Annotated in this window: 12 protein-coding genes; 9 read left to right on the top strand and 3 right to left on the bottom strand. The window is 66.8% G+C overall.

Annotated elements, in window-relative coordinates:
* Window positions 1-33: 33 nt before the first annotated feature.
* Window positions 34-2,475, bottom strand: a complete 2,442-nt coding sequence (locus tag WDC82_RS24110; protein WP_340119986.1) for a type I secretion system permease/ATPase — start codon at window positions 2,473-2,475, stop codon at window positions 34-36.
* A 1,029-nt stretch (window positions 2,476-3,504) separates the two neighbouring features.
* On the opposite strand from WDC82_RS24110, the gene WDC82_RS24115 reads away from it, so the two are divergent.
* Complete coding sequence (locus tag WDC82_RS24115; protein WP_340119987.1) at window positions 3,505-4,791, top strand: TolC family outer membrane protein; 1,287 nt, start codon at window positions 3,505-3,507, stop codon at window positions 4,789-4,791.
* Window positions 4,792-5,174: 383 nt separating this feature from the next.
* Complete coding sequence (locus WDC82_RS24120; RefSeq protein WP_340119988.1) at window positions 5,175-5,501, top strand: hypothetical protein; 327 nt, start codon at window positions 5,175-5,177, stop codon at window positions 5,499-5,501.
* A 13-nt stretch (window positions 5,502-5,514) separates the two neighbouring features.
* Here WDC82_RS24120 and WDC82_RS24125 read toward each other — a convergent pair whose 3' ends face one another.
* Both WDC82_RS24125 and WDC82_RS24130 read right to left on the bottom strand, forming a co-directional pair.
* Window positions 5,515-6,171, bottom strand: a complete 657-nt coding sequence (locus WDC82_RS24125; protein WP_340119989.1) for a ribbon-helix-helix domain-containing protein — start codon at window positions 6,169-6,171, stop codon at window positions 5,515-5,517.
* Between the two features lie 102 nt (window positions 6,172-6,273).
* Window positions 6,274-6,630, bottom strand: coding sequence for a hypothetical protein (locus tag WDC82_RS24130; protein ID WP_340119990.1), 357 nt, complete (start codon window positions 6,628-6,630; stop codon window positions 6,274-6,276).
* A gap of 211 nt (window positions 6,631-6,841) precedes the next feature.
* Here WDC82_RS24130 and WDC82_RS24135 point away from each other — a divergent pair, with 211 nt between their 5' ends.
* Genes WDC82_RS24135 through WDC82_RS24165 form a run of 7 tightly spaced genes read left to right on the top strand, consistent with a single transcriptional unit; the run spans window position 6,842 to window position 15,374 of the window.
* Window positions 6,842-8,449: a carboxyl transferase domain-containing protein gene (locus WDC82_RS24135; protein WP_340119991.1), complete on the top strand. Its 1,608-nt coding sequence runs from the start codon at window positions 6,842-6,844 to the stop codon at window positions 8,447-8,449.
* 4 nt (window positions 8,450-8,453) lie between these two features.
* Window positions 8,454-9,245 carry an enoyl-CoA hydratase/isomerase family protein gene (locus WDC82_RS24140; protein WP_340119992.1) on the top strand — a complete coding sequence of 264 codons (792 nt, stop codon included), beginning with the start codon at window positions 8,454-8,456 and terminating at the stop codon, window positions 9,243-9,245.
* Between the two features lie 6 nt (window positions 9,246-9,251).
* Complete coding sequence (locus WDC82_RS24145; RefSeq protein ID WP_340119993.1) at window positions 9,252-10,184, top strand: ion channel; 933 nt, start codon at window positions 9,252-9,254, stop codon at window positions 10,182-10,184.
* Between the two features lie 10 nt (window positions 10,185-10,194).
* On the top strand, window positions 10,195-11,940 hold the full coding sequence (locus tag WDC82_RS24150; RefSeq protein WP_340119994.1) for a monovalent cation:proton antiporter-2 (CPA2) family protein: 1,746 nt from the start codon (window positions 10,195-10,197) through the stop codon (window positions 11,938-11,940).
* Window positions 11,941-11,955: 15 nt separating this feature from the next.
* Window positions 11,956-13,962, top strand: coding sequence for an acetyl-CoA carboxylase biotin carboxylase subunit (locus WDC82_RS24155; RefSeq protein WP_340119995.1), 2,007 nt, complete (start codon window positions 11,956-11,958; stop codon window positions 13,960-13,962).
* A gap of 46 nt (window positions 13,963-14,008) precedes the next feature.
* Complete coding sequence (locus WDC82_RS24160; RefSeq protein WP_340119996.1) at window positions 14,009-14,914, top strand: hydroxymethylglutaryl-CoA lyase; 906 nt, start codon at window positions 14,009-14,011, stop codon at window positions 14,912-14,914.
* A 40-nt stretch (window positions 14,915-14,954) separates the two neighbouring features.
* A complete protein-coding gene (locus tag WDC82_RS24165; RefSeq protein WP_340119997.1) occupies window positions 14,955-15,374 on the top strand; it encodes a DUF1489 domain-containing protein in 420 nt (139 codons plus the stop codon).
* The last annotated feature ends 333 nt before the right edge of the window (window positions 15,375-15,707 follow it).

Consider the following 15,707-nt stretch of genomic DNA (forward strand, 5'->3'; position numbering starts at 1 on the left):
TGGCTCAAGCCTGGTTCGACGCCGGGCGTCCGCTCAGCCCGCGCTGGCGCGGATCTGTCCCTGGCGCAGTGCCTTCAGCACCTCGTCCTTGGGGCCGTCCGCGACGATCTTGCCGTTGTCGATGATCAGCAGCCGGTCGACCAGCGACAGCAGGGAGCTGCGGTGGGTGACCAGGAACAGCGTCTTGCCTTGCAGGGTGTCGCCGATGCGTTTCTTGAAAGCCGCTTCGGAGGAGTTGTCCATGTGGCTGGTCGGCTCGTCGAGCAGGACGATCGGCGGATCGAGCAGCATCGAGCGGGCGATCGCCACGGACTGTCGCTGGCCGCCCGACAGGCTCATGCCGCGTTCGCCGACCTGCAGGTCGAAACCGCGCGGATGGGTGCGCAGGAAGTCGCTGACGCCCGCCACGTTGGCGGCGCGCAGGATGCTCTCGTCGTCGATGTGCGGCGCGCCGAAGCAGATGTTGTCGCGCACCGATCCGAAAAACAGGTAGTTGTCCTGCGAGACATAGCCGATATTGCGGCGCAGGTCGGCCGGATCGACCTGGCGGATGTCGGTGCCGTCGAACAGGATGGCGCCCTCCATGGGCTCGTAGAGGCCCATCATCATGCGCGCGACCGTGCTCTTGCCCGAGCCGATGCGGCCCAGCATGCCGACCTTCTCGCCCGGCTTGATCTTGAACGACAAGCTGTCCAGCGCCTTGGTTTCCTGGCCGGGGTAGCTGAAGGTGACCTGCTTGAACTCGATCTGGCCGCTGAGGCGCGGGCGGTGCAGGAACTGCTTGTTCTGCGCGCGTTCGACCGGCGCCTTCATCAGGGTGTCGAGCGACTTCAGCGCGACGCGCGACTGCTGCAGCCGGGTCAGCATGGCGGCGACCGCGCCCAGCGGGGCGAGCGCCCGGCCGGTCAGGATCGTCGCGGCGATCAGCGCGCCCATGGTGATATTGCCGGCGGCGATCTCGTAGACGCCGTAGACGATGACGATCACCGTCGACATCTGGATGGCGATCTGCGCGAAGGTCGTCGCCAGGCCGGAGATGAAGCGGGCCTTGCCGGAGGAGGCGGCGGACAAGCCGACGAAGCGCTCCCACGACTTCTGGACGCGGCCCTCGGCGGCGGTCGCCTTGATGGTTTCCAGGCCGTCGATGGCTTCCACCAGCAGGGCGTGCTTCTGGCTCGCCTCGCGTTGGCTCTTCTCGACCAGGGAGCGCAGCGGATACTGCAGGAAGAAGCCGACCATGATGACCAGCGGCACCATGGCCAGCGGCACGAAAGCGACCGGGCCGGAGACGATGAAGATGACGCCGATGAAGAGGAAGATGAAGGGCAGGTCGACCAGGGCGACCAGGGTGCCGGAGGTGAAGAACTCGCGCAGCGATTCGAATTCGCGCAGGTTGTTCGCCATGGCGCCTGTCGAAGCCGGCTTTGAATCGAGCCGGGTCGACATCAGCTGTTCCAGCAGGCGGCTGGCGATGATCACGTCGGCGTTCTTGCCGGCCACGTCGACGAAATAGGTGCGCAGGTTGCGCATGACGAATTCGAAGCCGAACACGGTGATGACGCCGGCGGCCAGCACCCACAGCGTCTCGACCGCCTGGTTGGGCACCACGCGGTCGTAGACGTTCATGATGAACAGCGGGCTGGCGATGGCGAAGCAGTTGATCAGGATCGAGGCCAGCAGCACGTGGCTGTAGATCGGCCAGAACTGCCACAGGGTGCCCCAGAACCAGGCGCGCGGTTCGGTCAGCTTGGTGTCGGGCGCGCGCTCGTCGAAGCGGGCTTCGGTGCGCGCGAAGATGGCATAGCCGGTGAACTGCGGCTGCAGCTCGTCGACCGGCACGGTCTTGGCGGTGCCGCCGGCTTCCGGCAGCAGGACGTCGGCGTGGCCGCGGCTGACGTTCTGCAGCACGCAGCAGGTGCCGCCTTTCAGCAGCAGGATGCAGGGCAGGGTGACCGGCAGGATCTTGCCGATCTGCGGCCGGCGCACCACGCGGGCCGACAGGCCGGCGCGCAGGGCGGCGCGCACCGCCAGCTCCGGCGTGAAGGCTTCGTTCGCGTGCGGCAGGCCGGCCTTCAGGGCCTCTGAGGAAATCGGACGCTGCAGCAGGCCGGCCAGGATCGACAGGCAGCGCACCAGCGGGTCTTCGAAGTCGATCACCGAGGGGGCCAGGTTCCAGCCCTTTTCCTCCTTCGCCGCCTCGATGAGATCGCGTGGGCGCAGCACGGTTCCCGCCTTCTGCGCCTTGGCGTCCTCGTCGGACTCGTCGTCATCGGCCAGGTTGGCGGACATCGCGGCGTCGGCGGCGGCGTCTTGCGCGGCGGAGGGGCTCTTCAGCCCGGGGTCGTTCCAGCGCCCGCCGGCCATGCCACCTGCCGAGGATTTCTTCGGGTCCATTGAAAGCTCCGCTTTCCTGTCGGCAGCGTCACCGTTGCCGAGATCGTCTTTGACGGCGGTCGTATCGTCGCGGGCAGCCATACTATCCCTATGCCTTCACAATGTATCGGACCCTGCGGGCCACCCCGGCTGCGCCGTCGGGCCGGCTTGGGCAGCCTGCGCACCGGAGCGAGGGATCAGCACGAGCCCCCTGTCTCATTCTGTACGAATTCTCCGGGCCTAAAGCTTCATCAGAATTGTTACGAATTCGCAAAAAGGACGGGGTGAAAAAACCACGGTCCCCTGCCGCATCCCTCTGGAAAATCTAGCAATGCTTCATTCGGAAAGGGTTAATATCACAGATTGCCTTTCCGGCCAGGGCTTTCAGGCGCCGTGGTTTCCCCGCTTTCCTGTGCCGCCCTGTGCAGTGCCCTCTACAGTCTGCCACCGCAGCTGCGGCGCCGGGGCCACGCTAGGCAGTTCCGGGGTTTCCGACTGTGTGCTTTATCACATGCGTGGGGGCTGGCGCTGCCGCTGAATCAGAACGCGGCGGGGCGTCCGCCGGCCGTTGGAAGGGCGGCGGCGGCGCCTGCCCGACCTTGCCGGGCAGGCCGTTGGGGCCGTTCAACGCCCGGTCGGGTCTGAGGTGGCGGGTCGAAGGTTGCGGGTCTGGTTGACAGAATCGGGTGATGAGCCTAGGCAGGGGCCCGTCTACTCCCGTCGGAAGGCTGACGTATGGCTCGGGCTTGCGGCCCCGCCACGCTCTCCCAACGCCGGACGTAAACGAATTATCAACCCGAGGTAGCTAGTGTCGCAAGCATCTGTGACCCTTTTGCCACAGTGTGGCAACCCCGTTCGGCTGATCCAAATTAACCATGTATTGCCTGGGGGGTCGCGTTGACAGCCAAACTAAAAACGGGTTACAAGTCGCGAATATTTCTGGATTTGTTTGCCTTATCGTCCGGTTTCGGTGACGCCGCAAGAGCCGACTCGGGGGAAGGGTATTGGAAGCAAGGTTTTATGTCGGGGGAAACTAGCATGCGCTGGTCAAGCAGCACGCGTTCGACTCATTTCAAAGCGGTCCTTCTGGGTTCGGCTTTGGCTTTTCCATTGGCGGTGTCGGCGAATGCCATGACGCTGCAAGAGGCGGTCCAGCAGGCGATCGCCACCAACCCGGACATCGGCATTGTGGCCAGCAACCGCGAGGCTGTTGACCAGGAACTGCGTCAGGCGCGGGGCCTCTATCTGCCGCAGATCGACGCGGCGGCCGGTATCGGCGTTGAGGCGTTCAACGACTCGACGTCGCGCTCCGACGGGGAGAGTGGCGACACCGAAAACACGGTCCGTCGCGAATCCTCTATCACGCTGCAGCAGCGGCTGTTCGACGGCTTCGAGGCCGGAGCAACCGTTGAGCGCGAAATGGCCCGTGTCGAATCGGCTGCCAGCCGAGTGCTGGAAAACTCCGAGGTCCTGGCGCTCGATGCCATCGGTGCTTACCTCGAGGTACTGCGTCAGCGCGACCTGGTACGCCTCGCGGAAGACAACGTCGCCTACCACAGCCAGGTTCTCGGCGCGCAACGCGAGCGTCTTGAGGGCGGTGGCGGCAGCGAGGCCGACGTCGACCAGACCGAGGGCCGCTTTTCGCGTGCGCGCAACACCTTGATTGAGACTTTGCAGGACCTGCGGGTCGCCGAGGCGATCTACACCCGCATCGTCGGCTCCTTCCCGGGCAACGATCTCAGCTATCCGGAATTTCCGGCCGGCGCGCTGCCGGGCGATCTGGACGAGGCGGTGCAGCTTGCCGTGCGCAACAATCCGACCACGAAGATCTTCGAGGCGGATGTCCGCACGGCGGAAGCCGAGGTCGAGCTCTCCGAAGTGCCGATGTATCCGGCGATCACCCTGGAGGCCCAGACCGAGTACAACGACGGCACCTCCGCCCTCGACACCTACGAATTCAACAACCAGCTGATGGTTCGGGTGCGCTGGAACCTCTTCCGCGGCGGCATCGATCGTGCCGCGCGCCAGGAAGCGCTGTTCCGCCTGAACGAGAGCAAAAACCGCCGCTACGCCTCCGTGCTGGAATCCCAGCAGGAAATGCGCCGCTCCTGGTTTGAGCTTGAGGCCGCCCGCGACAGCATCGAAGCGCTGGAAGACGCCCGCGACTTCAACCGGTCGACCCTGGGGGCTTACGAGCAGCAGTTCGAAGTGGCTCAGCGGACGCTGCTGGACGTCCTCGATGCGGAGAACGAACTCTTCGTCGCCGAAGGGCAGCTGATCACGGCGCAGACCAACGAGCAGCTGGCTTCCTACCGCATCCTCGGCGTGGGCGGCGTCCTGCTTGAGACGCTCGGCGTCAGCGCGCCGGAGCAGGCGATCGTCGAGCACAAGTCCTGGATTGACGGATTGGTCGACTGACCTGATGGATCTCCGTTGCCGGTAACGGCGGCGGGCAGTCACTGAAAACGGCGCCCCTTGGGGCGCCGTTTTCTATTTGCCGCAGACCGGGCCGAGAGGATCGGCAATCCCCGATTGTGCAGAGACGCAACCAAAACGGGGATGCGGCGCGGGGCTATTGCAGCGCACCGGGAAAAAGTATTCGTTTCTAGGACAGGGGTCCTTTTTTCTTGCGGCGCCACGATGAGAAATATTGTTCTTTTCGGGGCGACGTTCTATGTTGATTCACCTGCTTAAATATTCGTGGCCCGACTCCGGGTTCAGTGACAGAGATGGTAAAGAATAAGACATCTGTGGACTTGCCCCAGGCGCCCGTAAGCGCGGACGCGCCGGAAGGGCACGGCTTGTGGCTCGATTCCGGGCCGGAGAAGCTGCCACTGGTCATCGTCGACCCGGGGGCGCCGTCCCCCGTGGACGAAGCCGACTCTGTCGTCCTGGAATTGGGGGACCTTTTGCCGGATTCCTCCGGCGAGGTCGTGCTCTTCATGGGCGAGGATGTTTCCGTCAATCTGCTGACGCGCGAAACCATCACGGGCTTCGGCATTGCCGATCCCCACGTTACCGCCACCGGCCTCGACGTCACCGGCCTGCATTTCTACAGTTTCGAAAGCGGGCTGACGATTTACAGCGCCAGCGACATTCTCATCATCAACGATCCCAACGTCGGCTGATCGGCCGCCAGCTTCAGTCGACCAGCGGAGGCGGCGGCAGGGTGCCGGCGCCCGTGCGTCTGGACTGAAGCGACAGCCACATCACCGCGTAGAACTCCTGATAGGTCTGCGAACTCAGCGCCAGGATGGTCGCCTGGGCGGCGTTGACCCGTCCCGGGGCGACGTACAGCAGCTTGGCGTCGGCTTTCGGCTCGCGCCCGCTGATCAGGTCCTGCCAGACGTCGTTGAGCGAGCGCCGCGTGCGCACCTGCACCAGGGTCGTCAATTCGGCGCCGATGACGGCGACGTCGGCCGGCCCCAGCCATTCGCCGAAGGCCCGGTTGTAGGCGATCACCGTGCGGTAGCGCGACAGGATGAGGCCCGGATTGGGGCAGTGGGTGACGACGTCGAGCAGGCCGTGGTGGGTCGGCCCCAGGATCTCGCGAGCCAGGGCCTGCTCGCCTTCCAGCATGCAGAAGACCCTGAGGTAGGACGAGAAGTTGGGCCCTTCGTAGTTCTCCGCCAGTTCGGCCACGAAACGGCCCAGGCGCACACGCCGGCGGTCCGCCAGAACCTCCAGGGTCTGCCAGTAGATGGGCTCCAGCCGGACCGAGTAGCGCTTGTTGCGGTACTGGACGATGCGGGGCTTGGGCGCCTGGTTCAGGAATGCCGCAGGGGCGGTAATTTGCATGCTCGCAGGTCTGCCGGCGCTGTCACGCGGAAGACCTACTCATACATAGTTATTGGTTTTTTTGCAAGCGGCCCGGGGTGGCCGGCGATCAGGCCGCCGGGCTCACGGCAGCATGATGTCTTCCTGGTCGGAGATGATGCCGCCCAGATCGGAGAGGGCGCTGCGCAAGTTGTAGCGTCGGGCGAGCTTCTCCTGGGCGGCCGCGGGCAGGTCGGTCAGCATGAAGACCCGCTTGTCGATCAGGACGGTGATCACGTCCTCGATGACGCGGATGAACTCCAGGTCCGAGGCTTCCAGCTCGGCGCGGAGAATCTCCGGGTGGCTGCCGTCGCTGGCGCCGTTGCTCAGGTAGGACATCAGGTCCGGATCGTCGAGGGCGACCTGCTCGTAGGCGGTTTCCGTCTCGCGTTCCTGGACATCGATGATCTGTCCCTGGTCGTCTCTGGCCACATAGGGCATACCTATACTCCTTGCTAGGGATCGGCCCTAGGAAGGCCAAGCTAGGCAGCCAGTGGTTAAATTTGGGTAAGCAGTGGCATAGCGCCAGGGCGCCGCTCGATGCAGCGGGGCACCAGGCTCGCAAGGCGGTGAAGCGAAGGATTTTGCTTGCTGCGCCTCTTGGCCTGACCAAACTAGGGGCACCCGGAACTGCTGCCGATTCGCCGTCTCCATGCCGCTGATTCCCAGCAAGATCAACGCCCGCGACCCGCAATTCGCCGAGAATAGCCGGGCCAATCAGGCGCTGGCCGACGAGTTGCGGGCGCAGGTCGAGCGGATCAAGCTCGGCGGCGGCGCGACGGCGCGCGAGCGTCATCTCGGCCGCGGCAAGTTGCTGCCGCGCGAGCGTGTGCGCCGTCTGCTCGACAGCGGCTCACCCTTCCTGGAGCTGTCCCAGCTCGCCGCCACCGGCCTCTACGGTGACGAGGTGCCGGCCGCCGGGCTGATCACCGGCATCGGCCGCGTATCGGGCCGCGAGTGCGTCATCGTCGCCAACGATGCCACGGTGAAGGGCGGCACCTATTATCCGCTGACCGTGAAGAAGCATCTGCGTGCCCAGGAAATCGCCGAGCAGAACCACCTGCCGTGCATCTACCTGGTCGATTCCGGCGGCGCCAACCTGCCGAACCAGGACGAGGTGTTTCCCGACCGCGACCACTTCGGCCGCATCTTCTTCAACCAGGCAAATCTCTCGGCCAAGGGCATTCCGCAGATCGCGGTGGTCATGGGCTCCTGCACCGCGGGCGGCGCCTACGTGCCGGCGATGGCGGACGAGAGCATCATCGTGAAGGAGCAGGGCACCATCTTCCTCGGCGGCCCGCCGCTGGTGAAGGCGGCCACCGGCGAGGTGGTCAGCGCCGAGGACCTGGGCGGCGCCGAGGTGCACACGCGCACTTCGGGCGTCGTCGACCACTACGCCGAGAACGACACTCATGCGCTGGCCATCGCGCGCCAGATCGTCGCGACGCTGAATCGTACCAAGCCGGCGGCGCTGCAGGTGGCCGAACCGCGCGAGCCGCACTACGATCCGGCGGAACTCTACGGCCTCATACCGCGCGATCTGCGCCAGCCCTACGACGTGCGCGAGGTCATCGCCCGCCTGGTCGACGGCAGCGAGCTGGACGAGTTCAAGGCACTCTACGGGCAGACTCTGGTCTGCGGCTTCGCGCACATCTGGGGCTATCCCGTCGGCATTCTCGCCAACAACGGGATCCTGTTTTCCGAGTCCGCGCTGAAGGGCGCCCACTTCATCCAGCTCTGCGCCCAGCGCGGCATCCCCCTGGTGTTCTTGCAGAACATCACCGGCTTCATGGTCGGCCGCAAGTACGAGGCCGGCGGCATCGCCAAGGACGGCGCCAAGCTGGTTACCGCCGTCGCCTGCGCCAAGGTGCCGAAGTTCACCGTGATCCTGGGGGGCAGCTTCGGCGCCGGCAACTACGGCATGTGCGGGCGCGCCTACAGTCCCCGCTTCCTGTGGATGTGGCCCAACGCGCGCATTTCCGTCATGGGCGGCGAGCAGGCGGCGGCCGTGATGGCGACCCTCCGGCGTGACGGCCTTGCGGCAAAGGGCGAGGCCTGGCCGGCGGAAGAGGAGGAGCGCTTCAAGGCGCCGATCCGCGCGCAGTACGAGGCACAGGGGCACCCGTACTATGCTTCGGCACGCCTGTGGGATGACGGCATCATCGATCCTCTCGACACCCGCATGACTCTTGGCCTTGGGATCTCCGCCGCCTTGAATGCGCCCCCAGAGCCAACCCGTTTCGGCATCTTCCGGATGTAGCATCATGGCTTTCCCACTGTTCGTTCAGGAAATCGACAAGTACGGCGCCGCCCGGATCACCCTGACCCGCGCCGAGGTGCACAACGCCTTCAACGAGGCGCTGATCGCCGAACTGACCGCGGCACTGGCCGGCCTGGCCGAGGACCCGCGCGTGCGCGTCGTCGTGCTGGCCGCGCAGGGGCCAAGTTTTTCCGCCGGCGCCGACCTGAACTGGATGAAGGCGATGGCCAGTTACTCGCGCGCCGAGAATCTGGAGGACGCCCGCCGGCTCGCGCGCCTGATGCGCAGCCTGAACGAGCTGCCCAAGCCGACGGTCGCCCTGGTGCAGGGCCCCGCCTATGGGGGCGGTGTCGGCCTCATCGCCTGCTGCGACGTGGTGGTGGCGGTGGAAGAGGCGAAGTTCTGCCTCTCCGAGGTGAAGCTCGGTCTCATCCCGGCGGTGATCAGCCCCTACGTGGTGGCGACAATCGGCGAGGCGGCGGCACGCCGCTATTTCCTTACCGCCGAGACCTTCTCGTCCTGGGAGGCCCAGCGCCTCGGCCTGGTGCACGAGGTGGTCGACCGCGGCGCCCTGGAGACGCGCGGGCGGCAGGTCATCGATGCCCTGCTGCAGGGTGGTCCGGCGGCGCAGAGCGCGGCCAAGGACCTGGTCTTCGCGGTGGCCGGGCGCAGCGTCGACGATGCGCTGGTCGAGGAAACCGCCGGCCGCATCGCCACGCTGCGTGCTTCCGACGAGGGGCGTGAGGGCATCGCCGCGTTCCTGGAGAAGCGCAGGCCGACCTGGCGGACGGACTGATCGGCGATGGCCAGGCCGGACCGCTATTGGCTGAATGGCCTCGTCCTGACCCTGGGGCTCTATGTTCTGGTATCGGTGGCCATCGCCGATACCTTCGGCCTGTTCTTCTTTCTGATGCTTGGCGCGCTGGCCCTCAGTGTGACGCTGTTCTACTGGCTGTTTCCCGGCAGCCACTTCACCACCATCGCGCTCGCCAATTTTCTTTCGATCTACGCCTGTCTGTTCACCTTCTTCGTCGACTCGAACTTCGCGGCTGCCGAGGATTGGGCGGTGCGCATTGCCTTCCTGCTGCCGATCGCCGCCTTCGTTGCCGGTGTCGCGCTGCGCCGTGAGGCGATCCGCCTGCTGGTGCGCCACGAGGCCGAAAGCCGGGTCCACTATTCGCCCCGACTCTTCATCTGGCTGGTTCCGGTCTTTGCCGTCGGCCTCGCGACTTTCGTGTTGCCGCATCAGGCCTACAGCGCCCAGACCATCGGCATCCTCCTCGTCGTCAGCATGGCGCTGATCGGCGTTCTCGTGTTCGCCGTCAGTCGCGACGTCACCGCTTTCCTGCTGGAAACCGGCCTTCTGTTCGAGGAGTTCTTCGACCAGGCGACGGCGCTGCTCGCCCCGACCTTGGCCTTCTTCACCTACTACACCTTCGTCATCATTGTCTTCGGCTGCATTTACCGCATCGTCGACCGCCTGATTCCCGGGACGCATTTCGTCGTCTTCGGCATCGAGCGCGACATCTCTTTCCTCGAAAGCCTCTATTTTTCGATCATCACGCTCAGCACGGTCGGCTACGGCGACCTCCTGCCGCTCAGCCCGCTGGTGCGCGCGATCGCGGCGCTGCAGATCGTCATCGGCGTGTGGCTGATCATCTTCGGTTTCTCCGAAGTGCTGCGCTACGCGCGCGAGCGCGACTGGCGCGATCAGCGCCGGCACGGCCGGCACTGAGGGGGACGCGATGCATGGCCCGGCCCATCTTGAAGAGGTTCTCGTCTTCCTCATCGCGGCGGTCTGCATCGTGCCGCTGTTCCGCTGGTTCAAGTCCAGCGCGGTGCTCGGCTACCTGGCCGCCGGCCTGCTGCTCGGTCCGCATGCGCTACGCCTGATCGAGGATCCCGACAGCGTCCTGCTGCTGGCCGATCTCGGCGTCATCTTTCTGCTGTTCACCATCGGTCTCGAGCTGTCGATCGAGCGCCTGAAGCTGATGCGCCACTACGTCTTCGGGCTTGGCGCGGTCCAGGTCTTCCTCACCGCCCTGCTGATCGGCGCTGTCGTTTTCGCGACCGGGCAGTCCGTCGAGGCGGCTCTCGTCGTCGGCAGCGGGCTTGCCCTCTCGTCGACGGCCTTCGTCATCCAGATGCTGGTCGAGCGCGGCGAGATGATCACCCGCTACGGCCGCGTCTCCTTCTCCGTGCTGTTGTTTCAGGATCTCGCCATCGTGCCGCTACTGGCGCTGCTGCCGCTGCTGGGCGGGCCGGAATCATCGCTCCTCGGAGCGGTGGCGATCGCCGCGGTGAAGGCCGTCGCCGTGGTCGCCGCCTCGGTCCTCATCGGGCGGCGCGTGCTGCGCCCGCTCTACCGGGTCATTGCCGCCGCGCGGCTGCAGGAGCTCTTCGTCGCCGTTACTCTGCTGGTGGTGCTCGGGGCGGGCTGGCTGATGGCGCAGGCCGGTATCTCCATGGCGCTCGGCGCTTTCCTCGCCGGGCTGCTGCTGGCGGAAACCGAATACCGTCATCAGGTCGAGGCTGACATCAGGCCCTTCAAGGGGCTGCTGCTGGGCCTCTTCTTCATGGCGATCGGCATGCAGATCGACCTGCCGCTGGTCGCCCGTGAAGGCTGGCTGCTGGCGCTCGTCCTGGTGGGCCTGCTGACGCTTAAGAGTACGCTGATCGCCGGCCTCTGTCTGCTGTTCCGCCTGCCGGCGGATGTAGCCTTGCGGGCCGGTCCCCTGTTGTCGCAGGGTGGCGAGTTCGGCTTCGTGCTGGTCGGCGGCGCCATGGTGACCGGCCTGGTCGATCGCGACCTTGGCCAGATCGTCCTGGCGCTCATCGCGCTTTCCATGGCGGCGACCCCGGCGATGGACTGGCTCGGCGGGCAGCTGTCGCGCTTGGTGACGCCGAAGCCCAGCCTGAACGTGGCGGTCCTGCGTGAGGAGAGCGACGCCCTGGGCGACCACGTCATCATTGCCGGCTTCGGCCGTGTCGGACAGACCGTGGCGCGGGTGCTGGCAGCCTGCGGCGTGCCCTATGTCGCCGTCGATCTCGATCATGCGCGGGTCGCGCGGGGGCGCGTTGCCGGCTTGCCGCTCTACTACGGCGATGCCGGGCGCGTCGACGTGCTGGAGGCGGCGGGGATCGAGCGGGCTCGCGCCGCCGTCATCACCATCGATCGTGCGCGCGAGGCGAGCCAGGCGGTGGCGGCGCTGCATCAGCGGATGCCCGGTCTGCCGATCTTCGTGCGCTCGCACGACATGAGCCACGCGCACCAGCTGGAGGCGCAAGGGGCTGCCGCGGTGGTGCCGGAAACCGTGGAGGCCAGCCTGCAGCTGGGCGGAATTCTCTTGTCCGCCGTCGGGGTGGGTACCGATGATATCACCCGCGTGATGAATGAGTTTCGCGACAACAACTACGCGCGCCTGGAGGATCTGGTGGAACCAGCTTCGGAAGGCGGCCCTCCGGCCCCGGCACGCGGCAAGAAGAAATAGGAGAGGGGGAACGGCTTGTTCGAGACCGTCCTGATCGCCAACCGGGGAGAGATCGCCCGCCGTGTCATCCGCAGCGCGCGGCGTCTCGGCCTGCGCTGCGTCGCGGTCTATTCGGAAGCCGACGGCGGTGCGGCCCATGTCGCCGAGGCGGATGCGGCCTACTGCATCGGTGCGGCCCCGGCCGCCGAGAGCTACCTGCGCGGCGAGGCGATCCTCGAGGCCGCCAAGGCCGCCGGCGCCGAGGCGATCCACCCGGGCTACGGCTTTTTGTCGGAGAACGCGGCTTTCGCCGAGGCCTGCGCCGCCGCCGGCATTGTCTTCATCGGCCCGCCGGCCGCGGCGATCCGCGCCATGGGTTCCAAGAGCGAGGCCAAGGCGCTGATGGAGCAGGCCGGCGTGCCCCTGGTGCCGGGGTACCACGGCTACGAGCAGGCCGCCGAGGCGCTGGTGGCGGAGGCGCACAAGGTCGGCTACCCGCTGATGATCAAGGCCTCGGCCGGCGGCGGCGGCAAGGGCATGCGCGTGGTCCAGCACCAGGATGATTTTCTCGAGGCGCTGCAGGCCGCGCGCCGCGAAGCCAAGGGTGCCTTCGGCGACGAGCACATGCTGTTGGAGCGCTACTTGCCGGCGCCGCGCCACATCGAAATGCAGATCTTTCGCGACAACCACGGCAACGCGGTGCACCTTTTCGAGCGCGACTGTTCTTCGCAGCGCCGTCACCAGAAAGTCGTCGAAGAGGCGCCAGCACCGGGTCTCAGCGAGGCCCTGCGCGAGGCGATGGGCGATGCCGCGCTGCGCGCCGCCGAAGTGATCGACTATCGCGGCGCCGGCACGGTCGAGTTCCTGGTCGACGGTGACGGCTTCTACTTCATGGAGATGAACACCCGCCTGCAGGTCGAGCACCCGGTGACCGAACTGATCACCGGCTTCGACCTGGTGGAATGGCAGCTCAGGGTCGCCGCCGGCGAGCCGCTGCCTGCAGCGCAGCAGGAGATCGTCGCCACGGGGCACGCCATCGAAGCGCGGCTCTACGCCGAAGATCCGGCGGCGGGCTTTCTGCCGTCGACCGGGCGGCTGCTGCATCTCGCCTTTCCGGAAGCGGCCGAGGGCGTGCGCGTCGACAGCGGCGTGCGGCCCGGCGATACGGTCTCCATCCACTACGACCCGATGATCGCCAAGGTCATCGCCTGGGGCGCCGACCGCGCCACGGCGCTCAGCCGTCTGCAACGGGCGCTGGCGCGCACCGAGGTCGCCGGCGTGGTCACCAACCTCGGCTTTCTGCAGGCGGTGCTGTCGCACACGCGCTTTGCCGCCGGCGTCGTCGATACCGCCTTCATCGATCAGCAGCGCGCAGCCCTGGTGGCCGCTGACGAGGATGTGCCGGCCTTCGTGCTGGCTGCGGCGGCGCTGGCCGAGATCGGCTGGCGCGGCGCCGATGCCGACGCCGCGGCGGCGGCCTCCAGCGATCCCCATTCGCCCTGGCGGCTCACCAACGGCTGGCGCCTGAATGCTGAGACCCACAGCGATCTCACCTTCCTGAACGGCGAGGAAAAGCTGGAGGTGACGGTGTTCTATGGGCGCGAGGGCCTGCGCCTGGCGCTGCCGGGCGGCGAGGTCTCGGCCGCGGCGCTGCCGCGGTCCGACGGGCGGCTGGAGCTGCGCCTCGGCGACGTCGCCTTCGACGCCCGCGTGCTGCGCCAGGGCCTCGAGCGCTGGGTCATCGTCGAGGGCGCGAGCTACCTGCTGATGCTGGAGGACGTGCTGCGCAATGTGGCCGGCGAGGCCGGCGCCAGCGGGCGCATCGTCGCGCCGATGCCCGGCAAGGTGACCGCGGTGCTGGTGCGCGAGGGCGACGCGGTGGAGACCGGGATGCCGCTGCTGCGGCTGGAAGCGATGAAGATGGAGCACACCCTGACGGCGCCGCACGACGGCACCGTCGAGCGGCTCGACTGCGCCGCCGGCGATCTGGTGGAGGAGGGCGCCGAACTGGCGATGGTGGCGCAGGACGACCCGGCGCTCTAGCCTGGGACCACAACGTTCGCATTGCGAGGAAAGGGCGGGCGACATCATGGCGCTGCCGAAGTTTGTCGAGATCGTCGAGGTAGGGCCGCGCGACGGCCTGCAGAACGAGCCGAAGAGCCTGCCGGCGGCGGTGAAGGTGGCGCTGATCGAGCGCCTCGCCGAGGCCGGCTGCAAGGTCATCGAGGCCGGTGCCTTCGTCTCGCCCAAGTGGGTGCCGCAGATGGCGGATACCGCCGAGGTGCTGGCGGCGCTGCCGCGCCGGCCCGGCGTGCGCTACCCCGTGCTGGTGCCGAACCTCAAAGGCCTGGAGGCGGCGCTGGCCGCCGGCGTGGAGGAGATCGCCGTCTTCGGCGCCGCCTCGGAAACCTTCACCCAGCGCAACATCAACTGCTCCATCGCCGAGAGCCTGGAGCGCTTTCGGCCGGTCTGCGCCGAGGCCAGGGCGGCGGGCCTCAGGGTGCGCGGCTACGTCTCCTGTGTGCTCGGCTGCCCCTACGAGGGCGCGGTGCCGGTCGCCAGGGTGGCCGAGGTGGCGGCGGCGCTGGACGCCATGGGCTGTGCCGAAGTCTCGCTGGGCGACACCATCGGGGTCGGCACGCCTTTGAAGGCCCGGGCCATGCTGGAAGCGGTGGCCGCGCGGGTGCCGCTGGAGCGCCTGGCGGTGCATTTCCACGACACCTACGGCCAGGCGCTGGCCAACGTTCTGGCCTGTCTGGAACTGGGGGTGGCGACGGTCGATTCGGCGGTCGCGGGTCTGGGCGGCTGCCCCTACGCCAAGGGCGCCTCGGGCAACGTCGCCAGCGAGGATCTCGTTTACATGCTAAACGGTCTCGGCATCGAGACCGGCATCGATCTCGAGCGTCTGGCCGCCGCCGGCGCCTACATCTGCGCCGAGCTGGGCCGGCCGCCGTCGTCCAAGGTGGCCCTTGCGCTGGCCGGCCGTGCGGCCTAGGTCTCTCGGCGTTGAGAGGTAGCAGGAAGAAGGCCGGAGAATGACGCTGCATCTGCGCAAGCTCTGCGTCGGCGTCGAGAGCGTCGAGCAGCTCCAGGACTACCAGGCGCGCCGCCTGAAGCGCGGCGAGACGCTGCGCCACGACACCCGCATGATGCCCAAGCGACGCGACGAGATCCTGGAGGGCGGCTCGCTTTACTGGGTGATCAAGGGGCTCATCCAGGTGCGCCAGCCGATCCTCGACATCACCCAGGAGAGCGACGCAGAGGGCCGCGGCTTCGCCCGTCTGCACCTGGCGCCGGACCTGGTGCGGGTGGCCCCGCGTGGCCACCGCCCGTTTCAGGGTTGGCGCTACCTGGCGGCCGCCGACGCGCCGGCCGACCTGGCCGCGGCAGGGGCAGGGGCGGACGATTTGCCGCCGGTTCTGGAGGCGGAATTGCGGGCTCTGGGGATCCTTTGAGAGATATACAGAAAAAAGTGCCGGCGGGTCGAATTTCGGTGTTTACAGCCCGGCGGGGACCTCCTATATACCCCCTCGCTGTCGCCGGGAACGGGGGTTCCACTCCTCGGGTTGGCGACGGTGTCTGAAGGGCCGGTTTTCCACTGCCTAAGGCGTTGAAAGTTCGGTCCCAACTCAGTATATTGTTTGCCCCTATTTCTGCTTCTTCGTGAGTGGTGAGGCGGGCAAATCGCTCGGCGGCATTCGCTTGCGCGGATCCAGCACGGGCCGGCTGTTTGACATTGTAGATTTGGAAGGGATACGCGGGCGGCGGGTCTGTGTCTTGTTGGCATT

It is taken from the genome of Pelagibius sp. 7325, assembly GCF_037652055.1.
Taxonomy (GTDB): Bacteria; Pseudomonadota; Alphaproteobacteria; order Kiloniellales; family Kiloniellaceae; genus Pelagibius.

What these genes read in the sequence shown, in the direction of transcription:
- WDC82_RS24110 (WP_340119986.1), bottom strand. Translation starts at nt 2,475, where the DNA reads ATGGCTGCCCGCGACGATACGACCGCCGTCAAAGACGATCTCGGCAAC.
- WDC82_RS24115 (WP_340119987.1), top strand. Translation starts at nt 3,505, where the DNA reads ATGACGCTGCAAGAGGCGGTCCAGCAGGCGATCGCCACCAACCCGGAC.
- WDC82_RS24165 (WP_340119997.1), top strand. Translation starts at nt 14,955, where the DNA reads ATGACGCTGCATCTGCGCAAGCTCTGCGTCGGCGTCGAGAGCGTCGAG.
- WDC82_RS24135 (WP_340119991.1), top strand. Translation starts at nt 6,842, where the DNA reads ATGCCGCTGATTCCCAGCAAGATCAACGCCCGCGACCCGCAATTCGCC.
- WDC82_RS24140 (WP_340119992.1), top strand. Translation starts at nt 8,454, where the DNA reads ATGGCTTTCCCACTGTTCGTTCAGGAAATCGACAAGTACGGCGCCGCC.
- WDC82_RS24160 (WP_340119996.1), top strand. Translation starts at nt 14,009, where the DNA reads ATGGCGCTGCCGAAGTTTGTCGAGATCGTCGAGGTAGGGCCGCGCGAC.
- WDC82_RS24150 (WP_340119994.1), top strand. Translation starts at nt 10,195, where the DNA reads ATGCATGGCCCGGCCCATCTTGAAGAGGTTCTCGTCTTCCTCATCGCG.
- WDC82_RS24145 (WP_340119993.1), top strand. Translation starts at nt 9,252, where the DNA reads ATGGCCAGGCCGGACCGCTATTGGCTGAATGGCCTCGTCCTGACCCTG.
- WDC82_RS24130 (WP_340119990.1), bottom strand. Translation starts at nt 6,630, where the DNA reads ATGCCCTATGTGGCCAGAGACGACCAGGGACAGATCATCGATGTCCAG.
- WDC82_RS24125 (WP_340119989.1), bottom strand. Translation starts at nt 6,171, where the DNA reads ATGCAAATTACCGCCCCTGCGGCATTCCTGAACCAGGCGCCCAAGCCC.